The organism is Serratia sp. CY76391 (genome assembly GCF_052166695.1).
GTDB classification, from domain to species: domain Bacteria; phylum Pseudomonadota; class Gammaproteobacteria; order Enterobacterales; family Enterobacteriaceae; genus Serratia; species Serratia nematodiphila.
In genome coordinates, this window is the sequence record NZ_JBJNOJ010000013.1 from 138,809 (window position 1) to 156,570 (window position 17,762).

The following is a 17,762-nucleotide window of genomic DNA, read 5'->3' on the forward strand; positions in this document are numbered from 1 at the left end:
TCACTGGCTCGTCGTTGTTATATTTATTTTTTCGTCGCTGCGGGAAGGTTTAAGTTTCATTGAGTTATTACAGCAGATCGCGGGAAATTTACAGCTGGTTGCATTTGGAGCAGAACTCTTGCGATTCGACGGTAGTTTCCTGCACGCCATCTCTCTAGAGTAGGTGATCCCAGAGGTATTGATTGGTGAGAAATCAGCATACTCTGTATGTTGAAGCCATTTTCAATTGCACCAACCTACGCGGATGCGTAGGTTTTTTTTTGCCTGCCATATAGTATTCTTTTCCCTACAACGATTTACGCCTCCATGGCCAAGGGAGAAGGGCATGATCTTTTCACTGCTGCGCGCGCTGTTTCGCCTGTTGTTTCGGGTACGGGTCGAAGGGGACGTCCAGCACTTCGAACGGCAAAAATTACTGATTACGCCGAACCACGTCTCTTTCCTTGATGGCGTACTGCTGGCGCTGTTCCTGCCGATAAAACCGGTGTTTGCGGTCTATGCCAGCATCGGCGAGAGCTGGTTTATGCGCTGGCTGCGGCCTTACATCGATTTCGTCTCGCTCGATCCCACCAAGCCGATGGCCATCAAGCAGCTGGTGCGCATGGTCGAACAGGGACGGCCGATCGTGGTGTTCCCTGAAGGGCGCATCACCGTGACCGGCGCGCTGATGAAAATCTACGACGGCGCGGCGTTTATCGCCGCCAAATCGGGCGCGACCGTGGTGCCGGTGCGGATCGACGGCCCCGAATTCAGCCCGTTCGGCCGCATGGCCGGGGTGTTCAAGATCCGCTGGTTTCCGCAAATCAGCATCCGCATCTTGCCGCCGACCACGCTGCCGATGCCGGAGGCGCCGCGTGCGCGCGAGCGGCGGGCGCTGGCGGGCGATCGGCTGATGCAGATCATGATGCGGGCGCGCATGGAGACGCGCGAACCGCAGACGCTGTTCCATGCCTTGCTGGCGGCGCAGCAGCGCTATGGGCGCCGCAAGCCCTGTATCGAAGACATCGCTTTCAAAGAGGACAGCTACCAAACGCTGATCAAGAAATCGCTGGGCGTCAGCCGCATTCTGCAGCGCTTTACCGCCGAAGGGGAGCACGTCGGGCTGCTGTTGCCCAACGCCACCATCACCGCGGCGGCGATCTTCGGCGCTTCGCTGCGCAACCGTATTCCGGCGATGCTCAACTACACCGCCGGCGCCAACGGCCTGAACAGCGCGATGACCGCCGCCGGCATCAAGACCATCGTCACCTCGCGCCAGTTCCTGGAGAAGGGCAAGCTGACCCATCTGCCGGAGCAGGTGACGCAGGCCAACTGGGTGTATCTGGAGGATCTGAAAGACACCGTTACGCTGGCGGACAAGCTGTGGATCCTGCGGCACTTGCTGCAACCGCAGCGCGCGGCGTTGCCGCAACGCCCGGAGGACGCGGCGCTGATCTTGTTCACTTCCGGCTCCGAAGGCCACCCCAAGGGCGTGGTGCATTCGCATGCCAGCCTGCTGGCCAACGTAGAACAAATTCGCACCATCGCCGATTTCACGCCGCGCGACCGTTTCATGTCATCGCTGCCATTGTTCCACTCGTTCGGCCTGACGGTGGGGCTGCTGACGCCGCTTCTCACCGGCAGCCGCATTTTCCTCTACCCCAGCCCGCTGCACTATCGCGTGGTGCCGGAGTTGGTGTATGACCGTAACTGCACGGTGCTGTTCGGCACGGCGACCTTCCTCAACAACTATGCGCGTTTCGCGCATCCGTATGATTTTGCTCGCCTGCGCTATGTGGTGGCCGGCGCGGAGAAACTGGCGGACAGCACCAAACAGATCTATCAGGATAAATACGGCATCCGCATTCTGGAAGGCTATGGCGTGACCGAGTGCGCGCCGGTGGTGTCGATCAACGTGCCGCTGGCGACCAAGGTGGGCACCGTTGGCCGCATCATGCCGCAGATGGAGGCGCGTTTGATCGCGGTGCCGGGCATCGATAACGGCGGCCGCCTGCAGCTGAAGGGGCCGAATATCATGAAAGGCTATCTGCGGGTTGAACGTCCCGGTGAGCTGGAACCGCCGGCGGCGGAAGATGCGAACGGTGTGCTGCAGCCGGGTTGGTATGATACCGGCGATATCGTCAGCCTGGATGAGCAGGGTTACTGCACCATTCGCGGACGCGTGAAGCGCTTCGCCAAGCTGGCGGGCGAGATGGTGTCGCTGGAGAGCGTCGAATTGCTGGCGCAACGGCTGTCGCCGGAAAAACTGCATGCCGCCACGGTCAAAAGCGACAGCAGCAAAGGCGAGGCGCTGGTGCTGTTCACCACCGATCCCGCCATTACCCGCGAGGCATTGCTGCGGGTGGCGCGCGAGCTGGGCAGCCCGGAGCTGGCGGTGCCGCGCGATATTCGCCTGTTGAAAACGCTGCCGGTGCTCGGCAGCGGCAAACCTGATTTCGTCACCCTACGTCATATGGCTGAACAGCCGGAGAGTGCCTGATGAATCCTTCGACCGAATCCCCTTTGTTGTCACGCGGCATGATCGCCGTGATCAGCGCGCAGTTCCTCTCGGCGTTCGGCGACAATGCGTTGCTGTTCGCCACGCTGGCGCTGATCAAGCAGCAGCTGTATCCGGACTGGAGCCAGCCGATCCTGCAGATGGCCTTCGTCGCCACCTATATCATCCTGGCGCCGTTTGTCGGCCAGGTGGCCGACAGCTTCGCCAAAGGGCGGGTGATGATGTTCGCCAACGCGCTGAAGCTGGCGGGGGCATTGGTGATCTGTTTTGGGGGGAACCCGTTTCTGGGTTACAGCCTGGTCGGCGTGGGGGCCGCCGCGTATTCTCCGGCCAAATACGGCATTCTGGGCGAGATCACCAGCGGCGAGAAGCTGGTCAAGGCCAACGGCCTGATGGAGGCCTCGACCATCGCCGCCATTCTGACCGGTTCGGTGGCCGGCGGTATTCTGGCGGACTGGCACGTGGTCGCGGCGCTGGCGGCCTGCGCGTTGGTTTACGCGGGGGCGGTGGTCGCCAACCTGTATATTCCACGTCTGGCGGCGGCGCGCCCAGGGGCTTCATGGCGGCCGCGGGCCATGACGAACAGTTTCTTTACCGCCTGCGTCACATTATGGCGCGATGGGCAGACGCGTTTCTCATTGATTGGCACCAGCCTGTTTTGGGGGGCCGGCGTGACGCTGCGTTTTCTGTTGGTGCTGTGGGTGCCGGTGGCGCTTGGCATCGCCGATAACGCCACGCCGACGCTGCTGAACGCCATGGTGGCCGTCGGCATCGTGGTGGGCGCCGGCGCCGCCGCACGCTTCGTCACGCTGAAGACGGTGAAGCGCTGCATGCCGGCCGGGATCCTTATCGGCGTCGCGGTCGCGGTGTTTGCGTTGCAAACGACCATGCTCAATGCCTACGTCTTGCTGGCGATCATCGGCATGCTGGGGGGCTTCTTCGTGGTGCCGCTCAATGCGTTGCTGCAGGAGCGGGGCAAACATTCGGTCGGCGCCGGCAATGCGATCGCGGTGCAAAACCTGGGTGAAAACGCCGCCATGTTACTGATGCTGAGCCTGTATTCTTTGGTCGTGAAGCTGGGCGTGCCGGTGGTGGGCGTCGGCGTAGGGTTTGGCGTAGTGTTTGCGCTGGCGATTAGCGCGTTGTGGTGGTCGCAGCGGCGGTGAAACGGGGCGCAGCCAGGCTGCGCCCTCAGGCTATCAAGGCGCCGGAATGGTAAACCGGGTGTGGATTTCTTCGAGCGCCTGCAGCACGTCCTCATCCAGAATCACGTCGAGGCTGTCGAGGTTGATTTTCAACTGCTCCACCGAGGTGGCGCCCAGCAGAGTGCTGGCGACGAACGGCTGCTGACGCACGAAGGCCAAGGCCATCTGTGAAGGATCCAGCCCATGTTTTTTGGCCAGCGCCACGTATTCGGCGATCGCCAACTGGGTTTGCTGCCCTGAATAACGGTTGAAGCGGGTGAACAGCGTATTGCGCGCGCCGGCCGGTTTTGCGCCGTTGAGGTATTTACCGCTCAGGGTGCCGAACGCCAGGCTGGAATAGGCCAGCAGTTCCACCCCTTCGTGCTGGCTGATCTCGGCCAGGCCAATCTCAAAGCTGCGGTTCAGCAGACTGTACGGGTTTTGAATCGACACGATGCGTGGCAGCTCATGTTTCTCCGCCAGCTGCAGGTAGCGCATCACGCCCCAAGGCGTTTCATTGGAAACCCCGATATAGCGAATTTTACCGGCGCGCACCTGCTCGGTCAGCGCCTCCAGGGTTTCCAGCAGCGTGACCGTAGCTTTGTCATCGGTATATTGATAGTTGAGTTTGCCAAAGCAGTTGGTGGCGCGCTGCGGCCAGTGCAATTGATAAAGATCGAGATAATCGGTGTTCAGCCGTTTGAGGCTGGCGTCCAGCGCGGCGCGGATGTTTTTGCGATCGAGCGCCTGCTGCGGGCGGATGCTGCTGTCGGTGCCGCGCACCGGGCCCGAAACTTTGCTGGCCAGGACGATTTTTTCGCGATTACCGCGCGCCTTGATCCAACTGCCGATATAGCTCTCGGTCAGGCCCTGGGTTTCCGGGCGAGGCGGCACCGGGTACAGTTCGGCGGTGTCTATCAGGTTCACGCCTGCGGCCAATGCATAGTCCAGTTGCGCATGGGCGTCGGCTTCGCTGTTCTGTTCGCCAAAGGTCATGGTGCCCAGTCCCAGCACGCTCACTTCTAAAGAACTGTGGGGAATACGGTGGTATTGCATTAACGGCCTTCCTTTCTTGTTAGCGCTGACGGGCCGCGCGGCCCGGTGAAACAGGAGCCCAATTCAGAAGACGGCGCAAAGTCCGTCGGGCGGCGATGTCGCCTTTCCTGACTATAACCAAGCGGTGAAGATGGGGGAAGCGGATTCAGTGCGGAGACGAATGAGGGCTACCGCGCTTGAACGGGCGATAGCCGGCGAGCGGTGATTAGCGTTCGATAACCTGGGAAACCTGATCGCCGTTGATCTGGCGGTGGTTGCCTTTCTCGTCTTTATAACTGATGAGTCCGGTGTCTTCGTCGATCTCTGGTTTGCCTTGCGTCAGGATCATGTTGCCGTCTTTGGTCGCCATGACGTAGTCGCTGGAACATCCCGCCAAACCGGCCGCCATCACCAGCGCAGACACTGCCATTACCCACTTTTTCATCCTGCGGATCCTCGATTATGCAGAAAACAATGTTCTTTCAAGATTAGCAAACTCTTGGCTGAGAGCGTCTCAGATAAGTCTTTATCTGATAAGAAAAACTGAAATGAGGGGGGGCAACGAAATGGCGGAAGCCGCCGATGGCGGCCTCCGCGTAGGGTTATTCCGGCGAACGGTTTTTCTTGCTGCGCATCAGATTGAGCGCTTCTACCGACATGGAGAAGAACATGGCGAAGTAGATGTAGCCTTTCGGCACGTGCACCTGGAAGCTTTCCAGCATCAGCGTGAAGCCCACCAGGATCAGGAACGCCAGCGCCAGCATTTTTACCGACGGATGGCGGTTGACGAATTCGCCGATCGGCCGGGCGGCGAACATCATCACGCCGACGGCGATCACCACCGCCGCCATCATGATGAACAGATGGTCGGAAAGGCCCACGGCGGTAATCACCGAATCCAGACTGAAGATGATATCCAACAGCATGATTTGCACGATCGCGCCGAAGAAGCTGTGCACCTTGGTGTGGTGCTCTTCTTCCGACCCTTCGATGGTTTCGTGGATCTCTTTGCTGGCTTTCCAGATCAGGAACAGTCCCCCCAGCAGCAGGATCAGATCGCGGGCGGAAATGGCGTGATCCAGCACGGTGAACAGCGGGTGCGTCAAGCGGATCACCCAGGCGATGGAGGCCAGCAGCGCCAGGCGCATCAGCATGGCAGCGGCCAGCCCGAGCCGGCGAGCTTTGTTCTGTTGCGCTTTGGGCAACTTGGCTACCACCAGCGACAGAAAAATGATGTTATCAATACCCAGTACGATCTCAAGAATGGTTAGCGTACCTAACGCTAACCAGGCATTGGGATCCATAATCCATTCGAACATTGTCCGACACACCTTAATAAATGCAAAGCGTGAATTATACGCGTTTATCGCGGCGCTGACAGGGCTAGCTAAACCAGAGTTAAACGAAATCGCCTAGATTGAGAAATGTCTTGCCAGCAGCGCGCTGGTAAAACCCTTTTTCAGATAGAAACCGCGCGGCAGCGTCATGATAGGTTGCCCCTGTTCGCCGATGGCTTCGGTGAGCGCCTTGTTGTTGGCCGCTTTGGGGCGCAGTTGCAGCACTTCGCCGTGGCGTGCGGTGATGCGTTCTACGTGACCGAGCACAATCAGATCCATCAGCTCTTCCCAATCGCGGCGCAACCTCTCTTCTTCTGCAGCGCTCGGGCTCCACAGCAGCGGCGAACCGACGCGGCGCTGCGCCAGCGGGATTTGCCGTTCGCCCTCTACCGGTATCCACAACACGCGCGCCAGCTTGTGGCGAACGTGGCTGCTGGCCCAGGTGACACCGCTGTTGCCGGTGAGCGGGGCCACGCAGACGAAAGTGGTCTCCAGCGGTTTGCCGGCGGCGTCGACAGGAATGGTTTTCAGCTCAATGCCCAGCTCGGGAAAGTCCTGTTCCGGTTTGCTGCCGGCCATGGCGCCGAGGTACAGCTCCAGCAGCATGCCCACCCAGCCTTTATCGCGTTTCAGATCCTTGGGGATCGGCAACTGCGCGCGGGCGGCCAGTTCGCCAAAGCTGAAGCCGGCCAGCGCCTGAGCGCGCTCGAACAGCTGCCGTTCATTTTCCGGCGGGGGCGGCAGAGGGGATAAAAACGCCATAAATCAAGCCTGTCGAATTTGGTTGAAAAACGTACTGCAAAGATACACGGGAAACGGTAACCCCAGTCGCCTGGGGAAAAGAATAATAGTAGCATGATTTTACATGATTTTTTTTCTTTCCCTGCGCGGGCGGCAATGCACCCACGAGGCTTGTTCACCTGAAGCCACCGACAATAAACAGGATCTTACACCTATTTATCCACAGATTTATGGGATAACCCAAATTTTTACCGATCACTGGTTCAATTTACAGCCTTGACTCGGGCGTTTTTTTACGAACTTGTCCGTTTTGTGCGTAACTTGCCCGGATAATCTGTGGATAAAAACGGCGTTGGTGGATCTTTCGCCAGGGTAAGATCCTTACCGTGCATAGATCACATTTTTGCCCTGTATATAACTGTGGAATATTGGTTAATTATATGTTTTTATGAAAAATATTGTTTTTTCGGTGTGAGGAGGGATTTTCGGGGACGAGAGTTTTACCGGCTTATCCCTCGAGTTCTACACACACCTATCCACAGAAAAAGTGAATAAAACCGGTCTGAAATGCCGATGCATGTTTATAACTTTGCCTATATCTGTGAGTTATCCCAATGTTATCCGGCCCGCAGCGCCGTAAAGCAGTGGTTTACCGCCTGTAGCTTGTGTGAAACAATCAGGACATCTATGCGAATTTAAGCTTATCGAGGTAGTCCGGTGATCGATGATGATGGCTACCGCCCGAATGTTGGTATCGTAATCTGTAATCGTCAGGGGCAGGTCCTATGGGCCCGCCGTTACGGTCAGCACTCCTGGCAGTTTCCCCAAGGTGGGATTAACCCTGGCGAAACTGCGGAGCAGGCGATGTACCGTGAGCTGTTCGAAGAAGTGGGGCTGAGTAAAAAGGATGTGCGCATCCTGGCTTCGACCCGCAACTGGTTGCGCTATAAATTGCCGAAACGTTTGGTGCGTTGGGACACAAAGCCGGTTTGTATCGGCCAAAAGCAAAAATGGTTTTTGTTGCAGCTACTGTGCAATGACGCTGATATCAACATGCAGCGCAGCAGCACGCCGGAGTTCGACGGTTGGCGCTGGGTGAGCTTCTGGTATCCGGTGCGCCAGGTGGTGTCGTTCAAACGCGACGTCTACCGCCGGGTGATGAAAGAATTCGCCGTGACCGTGATGCCGATGCAAGAGCAGGCGGCGCCGCGGCAGGCCCCCGCTTATCGCCGAAAGAGAGGTTAAGTTAAGCCGACTATGCTCACGCGCTTGCGAGAAATTGTAGAGAAGGTGGCCGCGGCGGCCAGTCTGACGGATGCGCTGGATCTGCTGGTCAATGAAACCTGTCTGGCGATGGACACCGAAGTGTGCTCCATTTACCTGGCGGACAACGATCGCCGCTGTTACTACCTGATGGCCACGCGCGGGCTGAAAAAGCCGCGTGGGCGCACTATCGCATTGGCGTTTGACGAGGGCGTCGTCGGGTTGGTCGGCCGCCGAGCCGAGCCTATCAACCTGGCCGATGCCCAAAGCCATCCCAGCTTCAAGTACGTTCCGCAGGTCAAAGAGGATCGCTTCCGATCCTTCCTTGGGGTGCCGATCATTCACCGGCGCCAGCTGTTGGGGGTGTTGGTGGTGCAGCAGCGCGAGCTGCGCCAGTTCGACGAAAGCGAAGAGTCGTTCATGGTCACCCTGGCCACGCAGATGGCCGGGATCCTTTCACAGTCGCAGCTTAATGCCATTTTCGGCCAGTATCGCCAAACGCGCGTGCGCGCGCTGGCGGCCTCGCCCGGCGTGGCGGTGGCGGAAGGGTGGCAGGACAGTAGCCAGCCTTCGCTCGATCAGGTTTACCGCGCGTCGACGCTGGACACCGCCAGCGAGCGCGAGCGCCTGACGTTGGCGCTGGAAGAGGCCGGCGCGGAATTTCGCCGCTTCAGCAAGCGTTTTGCCGCCAGCTCGCAAAAAGAGAGCGCGGCGATCTTCGATCTTTATTCTCACCTGCTAAACGACGCCCGCCTCAAGCGCGAATTGTTCGCCGAAATTGACAACGGCTCGGTGGCGGAATGGGCGGTGAAGCAGGTGATAGAAGCCTTTGCTGAACAGTTCGCCAAACTGCAGGACACCTATATGCGCGAGCGCGGCAGTGACCTGCGCGCGCTGGGCCAGCGCCTGCTGTTCCACCTCGACGACACCACCCAGGGCGCCACCCAGTGGCCGGCGCGTTTTGTGCTGGTGGCGGATGAACTGACCGCGACATTGCTGGCCGAAGTGCCGCAGGATCGCCTGGTCGGCGTGGTCGTGCGCGACGGTGCCGCCAACTCGCATGCGGCGATTTTGGTGCGGGCGATGGGGGTGCCGACGGTGATGGGCGCCGACATCCAGCCTTCTCTGCTCAGCCAGCGGCTGCTGATCGTTGATGGGTATCGCGGCGAACTGCTGGTCGATCCTGAGCCGGTGCTGGTGCAGGAATACCAACGGCTGATCAGCGAAGAACAGGAACTGAGCAAGCTGGCGGAAGACGACGTCGAACAGCCGGCGCAGTTGAAAAGCGGCGAACGCGTTCAGGTGATGCTGAACGCCGGCCTCAGCCCGGAACATGAACAGCTGTTGGGCGGCCGGGTGGACGGCGTGGGGTTGTACCGCACTGAAATTCCGTTCATGTTGCAAAGCGGTTTCCCTTCCGAAGAAGAACAGGTCGCGCAGTATCAAGGCATGCTGCAGCTTTACCCCAACAAACCGGTCACGTTGCGCACGCTGGACATCGGCGCCGACAAGCAACTGCCCTACATGCCGATCAGCGAAGAAAATCCCTGCCTGGGCTGGCGTGGCATTCGCATCACTCTGGACCAGCCGGAGATCTTTTTGATACAGGTGCGCGCCATGCTGCGCGCCAATGCTGGCACCGGCAACCTGGGCATTTTGCTGCCGATGGTCACCAGCCTGGAAGAGGTCGATGAGGCCAAGCGCCTGATTGACCGAGCCGGGCGCGAGGTGGAAGAGGTGCTCGGCTACGCGATCCCGAAACCGAAAATCGGCGTGATGCTGGAAGTGCCGTCGATGATTTTCCTGATCCCGCATTTGGCCGGGCGTGTCGACTTCATCTCGGTAGGCACCAACGATTTGACCCAGTACCTGCTGGCGGTGGATCGCAACAACACGCGGGTAGCCTCGCTGTACGACAGCCTGCATCCCGCGATGTTGCAGGTGCTGAAGCTGATCGCCGAACAGGGGAACGCGGCCGGGCTGCAGCTTAGCCTGTGCGGTGAGTTGGCCGGCGATCCTATGGGCGCGCTGTTGTTGGTGGGCATGGGCTATCGCAATCTGAGCATGAACGGACGCAGCGTGGCGCGCATCAAATACCTGCTGCGGCATATCGACCTGGCCGACGCCGAAATGCTGGCTCACCGGGTGTTGAACACCCAGATGACCACCGAAGTGCGCCATCTGGTGGCGGCGTTTATGGAGCGGCGCGGCATGGGCGGGCTGATCCGCGGGGGCCGATAACCGCCGCGCGGTGTGATTTTTTTACAGAACTTTTCCCGCGCTGCCGGCCCGGACCGCGCTAAGCCTATGTTATGATGCGCAACCTCAGCGCGGCGCATGTTCGTCGTCTTGCAGATTGCAGCGGCCAATGCTGCCGCTTGCAAGGCGCGGGATAATCTCCGTCGCCGCTTGGCACCTGCCGCCCCCGCATGGGGAAAAATAACAGACATGTTGTGGTGATAGATGAGCAATAGCTATCTGGCGTTTCCTAAATTTGATCCGGTCATTTTCTCCATTGGCCCGGTTTCTCTGCATTGGTACGGCCTGATGTACCTGGTCGGCTTCGTTTTTGCCATGTGGCTGGCGGTGCGCCGCGCCAACAAGCCGGGCAGCGGCTGGACCAAAGACGAAGTGGAAAACCTGCTCTACGCCGGCTTCCTGGGCGTATTCGTCGGCGGCCGCGTAGGCTATGTGCTGTTCTACAACCTGCCGCTGTTCCTGGATAATCCGCTCTATCTGTTTAAAGTCTGGGATGGCGGCATGTCGTTCCACGGCGGATTGATGGGGGTGATACTGGTGATGTTCTGGTTCGCTCGCCGCACCAAACGCACCTTCTTCCAGGTTTCCGATTTTATCGCGCCATTGATCCCATTCGGCCTGGGCGCCGGCCGCCTCGGCAATTTTATCAACGGCGAGCTATGGGGCCGCGTGACCACCGACACCCCTTGGGCGATGTTGTTCCCAAGTTCGCGCAGCGAAGACGTGGCTCTCGCCGCCGCCGATCCTTCCCTGCTGCCGCTGCTGAATCAGTATGGCGTGCTGCCGCGCCATCCGTCGCAGCTGTATGAGCTGCTGCTGGAAGGCGTAGTGCTGTTTATCATTCTGAACCTGTTCATCCGCAAGCCGCGGCCGATGGGCGCCGTATCAGGCCTGTTCCTGATCGGTTATGGCGCATTCCGCATCATCGTCGAAGCGTTCCGCCAGCCGGATGCTCAGCTCGGCCTGTTCGACGGCGTGATCAGCATGGGGCAGATCCTGTCCATCCCAATGGTGGTGGCCGGTGTTATTATGATGATTTGGGCGTACCGTCGTCGCCCACAGCAACAAGTGTCGTGAGGGACAAATGAAACAGTATCTGGATTTGATGAACAAGGTGCTCGCCGAGGGCACCCCTAAAGCCGACCGTACCGGCACTGGCACATTGTCGATTTTCGGCCACCAGATGCGTTTCAACTTGCAGGAAGGTTTCCCGTTGGTGACCACCAAGAAATGTCATCTGCGTTCGATCATTCATGAGCTGTTATGGTTCCTGAACGGCGATACCAACATCGCCTACCTGGGTGACAACAAGGTCACCATTTGGGACGAGTGGGCCGATGAAAACGGCGATCTCGGCCCGGTGTACGGCAAACAGTGGCGCGCCTGGGGCGCAGCGGACGGCCGTCAGATCGATCAGCTGAGCAACGTGCTCCAGCAGCTGAAACAAGATCCGGATTCGCGCCGCATCATCGTTTCTGCCTGGAACGTCGGCGAGCTGGATCAGATGGCGTTGGCGCCGTGCCACGCGTTCTTCCAGTTCTACGTGGCGGACGGCAAGCTCTCTTGCCAGCTGTACCAGCGTTCCTGCGACGTGTTCCTCGGCCTGCCGTTCAACATCGCCAGCTACGCGCTGTTGGTGCATATGATGGCGCAGCAGTGCGATTTGGATGTGGGCGATTTCGTCTGGACCGGCGGCGATACCCACCTGTACAGCAACCACATGGAACAGACTCAGCTGCAACTGACGCGTGAACCCCGTCCGTTGCCGAAGCTGGTGATCAAACGCAAACCGGCTTCACTGTTCGATTACCGTTTCGAAGACTTCGAGATCGAAGGTTACGATCCGCATCCGGCCATCAAGGCGCCGGTAGCGATCTGACCTTAACCGCATCACACCAGGGGCGCAGCGATTGCGCCCCTTTTTTTATCCGCATTGCGTACCGCGCCGCATTTTTTTGTCGCGGTCTGCCGTCGTAGAGAAAACATTGCGCAGCTTGCCGCAAGGCTTGCGCATGCGGCTTTACCGCGTTGTTACGGCCCTTACACTGGCGGCATGAACGACAATACGCTCTCGAACATCGATGATCGCCAACGGGGCATGACGCTAATTGAGCTATTGGCGGCGATCCTGATCGCCGGCATGCTCACCGGCTGGGGCGTCGGGCAATGGCGCTATCATCAGCAAGCGCTGCGGCTGGAACATACGGCCCAGCAGCTGCTGGCGTTTTTGCTGCGACTGCAGGCGGACGCCAACTGGCGCAACCGCACGACGCTGCTGTGGTTCAAAAATGGCACGCCCTGGTGCCTGGGCGGCGGTGTGCCGCCGCCGGATTGCGCTTCCGCCGAGGGTTCCGTTTTCTCACCGTCTTACCGCGACGTCGTTTTGAGCGGCTACACCGACAAAGAGATCGGGTTTTACGGCTTGCGCAATACCGCGCAGGCGGGGCACATCCTGCTCAGCAACGAGGCAGGCGGCCTGCGGCTGGTGCTGTCCGCCCGAGGGCGGCTGCGTTTGTGCAGCGAAGGGCTCCGGATAAGGGGGATCGCGCCATGCTGACTGTCGAACGCGGTTTTACCTTGCCGGAGGTGATGTTGGCGCTGGTGTTCGGCAGCGTGATCGCGCTCGGCGCCGCGAAAACCTACCCGCTGTTGCGTCAGCAAAACGTGGCCGTCGGCCAGCATTTTCGACTGGAGTCAACGCTGCGGCAACTGGCGTTCGGCATCGAGAAAGACCTGCGCCGTGCCGGTTTCTGTGCCGGGCAGTGCGCCGGCCACCCGCTGCTGATCGGCCAGGCGGCGGGAGAAGCGGCGGGCAGCTGCGTTATCGTTGCCTACGACATCACCCGCAGCGGGCAATGGCTCACCTCGGGCGAGGATGCAGGTTATTTCGGTTATCGGCTGCGCAATGGCGGCCTGGAAGGGCAGCGCGGCGTAAGCCAATGCGACGGCGGCGGTTGGGAGCGGCTGCTCGATCAGGACGAAGTGCGCATTGAGCGGTTTCATGTGGCGATAGAGCGCGGGGAGCATGGCGGTGCGCTGGCCCGTTTGACTCTGGCGGGGCGCTCTGTCGGCGATGCGCGTATCAGGCGCAGCCTGAGCGGGAGCGTCGAAATGGCGGCGTTGCCATGAACCGGCGGAGCCAGCGAGGCGGCAGCTCTTTGGCGGCGGTAATGTTGCTGCTGGCGTTGGGGTTGATGTTGCTCAATGCCCAGCACCGGCAATTGGATAACGCGCTGTTACTGGCCGCCGATCAGCAGCGCTACCTCCAGGCTTACAATCAGGCCGCTTCGGCGCTGAGTTGGGGCATGAGCCAGCGTTGGCCGCGCGCCGAGCTGAGTGCGGCGGCCTGGTTATGCAGGCAGCGCGTGGAACTGACGGCTTGCGCTCGGCTGTCAGCCAGAGCGGGCATGGTGACGATACGCGGCCTTGGTGAGATGCGCGGCGGTGAGCCGCTTTGGCTGTATCAATGGGGCGCGTTTGACGGTGCGGAATCGGTCGGCAGGGTGCAAGCGCAGCCGGGCGATCGGCTGGATTTTTGCCCCGAGAAAAGGTTGGCCGACTGTGACGGCTAACGCTCGGGCAGCGCGGATATCCCGCAACGGCTTCAGCCTGCCGGAAGTGTTGGTGGCGGCATTATTGTTCTCGGTGTCGCTGCTGGGCTTGTTACAGTATCATCAGGTGCTGTTGCAGTCGTTCCAGCGCCAGTGGCACTACCGGCAAGCCTGGGTGATGGCGCATCAGCAGTTGGAGGCGTTCGCCGTCACCGGTCGGCTCGATGCCGAACCGCTGCCGGAAGGCTGGCGACGCGAGACGGCGTTCGACGGCGCGGATGCGGATTGCCGCCGATTGACGGTCAGAGCACAAACTCCGCAACGGCAGTGGGCGACGCTGAGCCGCTGGTATTGCACCCGTTTTTGAGCCGGTACGTATCTTGTTTTAAAGGAGCCATCATGTTCACGGTTTATCATTCCAATCAGCTGGATTTATTGAAAACGCTGACCAGCGCGCTGATAGCCAGAGATCCGTTGGCCGATCCTTTTCAACAGGAAGTGGTGCTGGTTCAGAGCCCCGGTATGGCGCAATGGCTGCAGATGCAGCTGGCGGAACAGTTCGGTATCGCCGCCAATGTCGCGTTTCCGCTGCCGGCGACCTTCATTTGGGACATGTTCACCCGCGTATTGCCGGATATCCCGAAAGAGAGCGCCTTTAGCAAGGACGCCATGACCTGGAAGCTGATGTGGCTGCTGCCGGAGATGCTGACCCAGCCGGCGTTTGCGCCACTGCAGCACTATCTCACCGATGACGGCGACAAGCGAAAAATCCATCAATTGGCCGGCCGGGTCGCCGACCTGTTCGACCAGTATTTGGTTTATCGCCCGCAGTGGCTGGAGAGCTGGCAGCGCGGCGAACGCATCGACGGTCTGCCCGAGGCTCAGCAGTGGCAGGCGCCGCTCTGGGCGCGGCTGGTGGAGTACACGCGCGAATTGGGGCAGCCGGAATGGCACCGCGCCAATCTGTACAGCCGCTTTATCCACGCGCTGGAGCAGGCAACAACGTGCCCGCCCGGTTTGCCGCCGCGGGTGTTTATCTGCGGCATCTCGGCGTTGCCGCCGGTCTATCTGGAAGCGTTGCAGGCGCTGGGGCGGCATATCGACATCCACCTGATGTTCACCAACCCTTGTCGTTATTACTGGGGCGACATTCAGGATTACGCTTTCCTGGCCCGCTTGCAGAGCCGCAAGCGCCGTCACTATCATCAGGCGTGCGAGCAAGGGCTGTTTCGCGAGCCGGCTGACGCGGCGCGTCTGTTTGACGCTGAAGGGCAGCAGCAGCTCAGTAACCCGCTGCTGGCCTCCTGGGGCAAGCTCGGGCGCGATCACCTTTACCTGCTGTCGCAGATGGAAGGGGCGCAAGAGGTCGACGCCTTTGTCGATATCCCGGCGGATACCATGCTGCACGCCGTTCAACGCGATATGCTGGAGCTGGAAGATCACGCGGTGATCGGCATCACGGCGGAAACGCTGGAAAGCAGCTTCAGCAAACGTCCGCTTGATGAGAACGACCGCTCCCTCAGCCTGCACGCCTGTCACAGCCCACAGCGGGAAGTGGAGGTGCTGCACGATCAACTGCTGACCATGCTCGCGCAGGATCCCGCGTTGACGCCGCGCGACATCATCGTGATGGTGGCGGATATCGACAGCTATACGCCTTATATTCAGGCTGTGTTCGGCAATGCTCCCGCCGAGCGCTACCTGCCGTTCGCCATTTCTGACCGTAAAGCGCGACAGGCGCATCCGGCTTTGCAGGCGTTCATCTCACTGCTCGATTTGCCGCAAAGCCGCTTTACCTCGGAACAGGTGCTGGCGTTGCTGGAGGTGCCGGCCCTGGCCGCCCGTTTCGCCATTGGCGAAGAGGGGCTGCGCCTGCTGCGTCACTGGGTCGGTGAATCCGGCGTGCGCTGGGGCCTGGACGATGATAACGTGCGCGAACTGGATCTGCCCGCCACCGGCCAGCACACCTGGCGATTCGGCATTACGCGCATGCTGCTCGGTTACGCGATGGACAGCAACGCCGGCGATTGGCAGGGCATTTTGCCTTACGACGAGTCGAGCGGGTTGGTCGCCGAACTGGCGGGGCAGTTGGCGGATCTGCTGGCCCAATTGAGCCATTGGCGGCAAGTCTTGAGCGAAGCGCGCTCGCTCGAGGCGTGGTTACCGCTGTGTCGGCAACTGCTGGATGCCTTCTTCGCAGCGGACAGCGACACCGAAGTGGTGTTGGCGCTGATCGAACAGCAGTGGCAGCAGGCCATCAATTTTGGCCTGGCGGCGCGCTATCCCGATGAGGTGCCGTTGACCATTCTGCGCGACGACCTGGCGGCGCGCCTCGATCAGGAGCGCATCAGCCAGCGCTTCCTCGCCGGGCAAATCAACTTCTGTACGCTGATGCCGATGCGTTCCATTCCGTTCAAGGTGGTGTGTCTGCTGGGCATGAACGACGGCGTGTATCCGCGCACGCTGCCGCCGCTGGGCTTTGATCTGATGGCGCAGCAGGTCAAACGCGGCGACCGCAGCCGCCGCGATGACGACCGCTATCTGTTCCTGGAAGCGATTTTGTCCGCTCAGCAGCGGCTATATATCAGCTTCATCGGCCGTTCCATTCAGGACAACAGCCCGCGCTACCCTTCGGTGCTGGTCACTGAGCTGCTTGAGTACCTGGAGCAAAGCTATTGCCTGCCGGGAGATGAGGAACTCAGCGCAGACGATAGCGCCCGGCGGGTTGGTGAGCACTTGCTGAAGTGGCATGCGCGCATGCCGTTCGCCGCCGAGAATTTTTTGCCGGGCTCGGAAGCGCAAAGCTATGCCGCCGAGTGGCTGCCCGCCGCCGACGGGCGCGGTGCGGCGCACCCGGCCTTCAACCAGCCGCTGCCCGCCGAAACGCTGCAGCAAATAGCGTTGGAGGAGCTGCTGCGGTTTTACCGCCATCCGATTCGCGCGTTTTTCCAGCTGCGTTTGGGCGTCAGTTTTATTCTGGAAGAGACCGAGCTGCCGGACGAAGAGCCCTTCACGCTGGATAACCTCAGCCGCTACCAGTTCAACAGCCAACTGCTGAATACCCTGATCGACGGTGACGATCCCGAACGGTTGTTCCAGCGGGTACGTGCCGCCGGCGGCTTGCCCTATGGCGCCTTCGGCGAGATCTATTGGCAAAAGCAGCAGGAAGAGATTAGCGAACTGGCCGAACAGGTGCGTGCGGAACGCGCAGAGAGCCATAGCCTGGAGCTGGATATCGATATTGCCGGCGTACGTCTCAGCGGCTGGCTGCATCAGGTGCAGGATGACGGCCTGTTGCGCTGGCGGCCCGCCACGTTGTCGGCGGTGGACGGCATATTGCTGTGGCTGGAGCACCTGGTGTACTGCCGCGCCGGCGGCACCGGCGAGAGCCGCATCTACGGCCGCAAGAACTCCGCCTGGCGCTTTGCCGCGCTGGCGCCTGAAGAGGCACAGGCGCAGCTGGCGGAACTGCTGGCGGGCTATCAGCGCGGTCTGAGCCAGCCGCTGTTGTTGCTGAACAAGAGCGGCTGGGCATGGTTGAGCCAGTGTTATCTGCCGGAAACGCAGCAAATCGACTGGGAGGAAGAAGCGCAAATTAAGGCACGCGCCAAATTGCTGCAGGCCTGGCAGGGCGATCAGCGCATTCCCGGAGAAGGGGAAGATCCCTACGTGCAGCGAGTATTCCGCCAATTGGATAATGAATACTTAGCACAAATACTGGCCGAAACAGAGCGTTATCTGCTGCCGGTGGCGCGACATAATCTGGGGTAACAATCCCCCGGTGGTGCTGTACGGCGGGAGGTGGTAAAAATAACGAAGGTTATATTCAACCATTGGGGTGATTCCCGGTCTTACATAACGTACAGGCATATACACGCCGTGTTTCGGGCCGCCA

The 17,762-nt window shown here is 60.1% G+C and carries 15 protein-coding genes; 11 read left to right on the forward strand and 4 right to left on the reverse strand.

Features of this window, described 5'->3' with window-relative positions:
- Window positions 1-325: 325 nt before the first annotated feature.
- Both aas and lplT read left to right on the forward strand, forming a co-directional pair.
- A complete protein-coding gene (aas, locus tag ACJ8PN_RS21545) occupies window positions 326-2,479 on the forward strand; it encodes a bifunctional acyl-ACP--phospholipid O-acyltransferase/long-chain-fatty-acid--ACP ligase (RefSeq protein WP_197753860.1) in 2,154 nt (717 codons plus the stop codon).
- Window positions 2,479-3,663, forward strand: a complete 1,185-nt coding sequence (lplT, locus tag ACJ8PN_RS21550) for a lysophospholipid transporter LplT (protein ID WP_442535210.1) — start codon at window positions 2,479-2,481, stop codon at window positions 3,661-3,663. The genes aas and lplT overlap by 1 nt, the downstream gene beginning before the upstream one ends.
- 33 nt (window positions 3,664-3,696) lie before the next feature.
- Here the strand turns inward: lplT and ACJ8PN_RS21555 are convergent, their stop codons facing one another.
- The 4 genes from ACJ8PN_RS21555 to mutH form a co-directional block, all read right to left on the reverse strand.
- Window positions 3,697-4,737, reverse strand: a complete 1,041-nt coding sequence (locus tag ACJ8PN_RS21555) for an NADP(H)-dependent aldo-keto reductase (protein WP_060435062.1) — start codon at window positions 4,735-4,737, stop codon at window positions 3,697-3,699.
- 205 nt (window positions 4,738-4,942) lie between these two features.
- Window positions 4,943-5,161, reverse strand: a complete 219-nt coding sequence (locus ACJ8PN_RS21560) for a YgdI/YgdR family lipoprotein (RefSeq protein ID WP_004931843.1) — start codon at window positions 5,159-5,161, stop codon at window positions 4,943-4,945.
- Between the two features lie 157 nt (window positions 5,162-5,318).
- A complete protein-coding gene (locus ACJ8PN_RS21565) occupies window positions 5,319-6,035 on the reverse strand; it encodes a TerC family protein (RefSeq protein ID WP_033632225.1) in 717 nt (238 codons plus the stop codon).
- A gap of 93 nt (window positions 6,036-6,128) precedes the next feature.
- Window positions 6,129-6,815 carry a DNA mismatch repair endonuclease MutH gene (gene mutH / locus ACJ8PN_RS21570; RefSeq protein WP_437189703.1) on the reverse strand — a complete coding sequence of 229 codons (687 nt, stop codon included), beginning with the start codon at window positions 6,813-6,815 and terminating at the stop codon, window positions 6,129-6,131.
- Window positions 6,816-7,511: 696 nt separating this feature from the next.
- On the opposite strand from mutH, the gene rppH reads away from it, so the two are divergent.
- From rppH to recC, 9 genes are all read left to right on the forward strand, one after another.
- Window positions 7,512-8,039, forward strand: coding sequence for an RNA pyrophosphohydrolase (rppH, locus tag ACJ8PN_RS21575; protein WP_004931849.1), 528 nt, complete (start codon window positions 7,512-7,514; stop codon window positions 8,037-8,039).
- Window positions 8,040-8,051: 12 nt separating this feature from the next.
- Window positions 8,052-10,298: a phosphoenolpyruvate--protein phosphotransferase gene (gene ptsP / locus ACJ8PN_RS21580; RefSeq protein WP_351109302.1), complete on the forward strand. Its 2,247-nt coding sequence runs from the start codon at window positions 8,052-8,054 to the stop codon at window positions 10,296-10,298.
- 222 nt (window positions 10,299-10,520) lie between these two features.
- Window positions 10,521-11,393 carry a prolipoprotein diacylglyceryl transferase gene (gene lgt / locus ACJ8PN_RS21585; RefSeq protein WP_019455719.1) on the forward strand — a complete coding sequence of 291 codons (873 nt, stop codon included), beginning with the start codon at window positions 10,521-10,523 and terminating at the stop codon, window positions 11,391-11,393.
- Window positions 11,394-11,400: 7 nt separating this feature from the next.
- Entirely contained in the window at window positions 11,401-12,195 is a 795-nt protein-coding gene (thyA, locus tag ACJ8PN_RS21590; RefSeq protein WP_442535211.1) for a thymidylate synthase, read from the forward strand.
- 174 nt (window positions 12,196-12,369) lie between these two features.
- The gene (locus ACJ8PN_RS21595; RefSeq protein ID WP_171454655.1) at window positions 12,370-12,873 is read left to right on the forward strand and encodes a prepilin peptidase-dependent protein; all 504 of its coding nucleotides are present in this window, start codon (window positions 12,370-12,372) and stop codon (window positions 12,871-12,873) included.
- The gene (locus ACJ8PN_RS21600; RefSeq protein ID WP_351109299.1) at window positions 12,867-13,445 is read left to right on the forward strand and encodes a prepilin peptidase-dependent protein; all 579 of its coding nucleotides are present in this window, start codon (window positions 12,867-12,869) and stop codon (window positions 13,443-13,445) included. Before ACJ8PN_RS21595 ends, ACJ8PN_RS21600 begins: the two co-directional genes overlap by 7 nt.
- On the forward strand, window positions 13,442-13,888 hold the full coding sequence (locus ACJ8PN_RS21605; protein WP_351109297.1) for a YgdB family protein: 447 nt from the start codon (window positions 13,442-13,444) through the stop codon (window positions 13,886-13,888). Before ACJ8PN_RS21600 ends, ACJ8PN_RS21605 begins: the two co-directional genes overlap by 4 nt.
- Entirely contained in the window at window positions 13,878-14,234 is a 357-nt protein-coding gene (locus ACJ8PN_RS21610) for a prepilin-type N-terminal cleavage/methylation domain-containing protein (RefSeq protein ID WP_216625077.1), read from the forward strand. Before ACJ8PN_RS21605 ends, ACJ8PN_RS21610 begins: the two co-directional genes overlap by 11 nt.
- Window positions 14,235-14,266: 32 nt before the next feature.
- Window positions 14,267-17,638 (forward strand): exodeoxyribonuclease V subunit gamma, encoded by a 3,372-nt coding sequence (gene recC, locus ACJ8PN_RS21615; RefSeq protein ID WP_351109295.1) that lies wholly within the window; start codon window positions 14,267-14,269, stop codon window positions 17,636-17,638.
- Window positions 17,639-17,762: the final 124 nt, after the last annotated feature.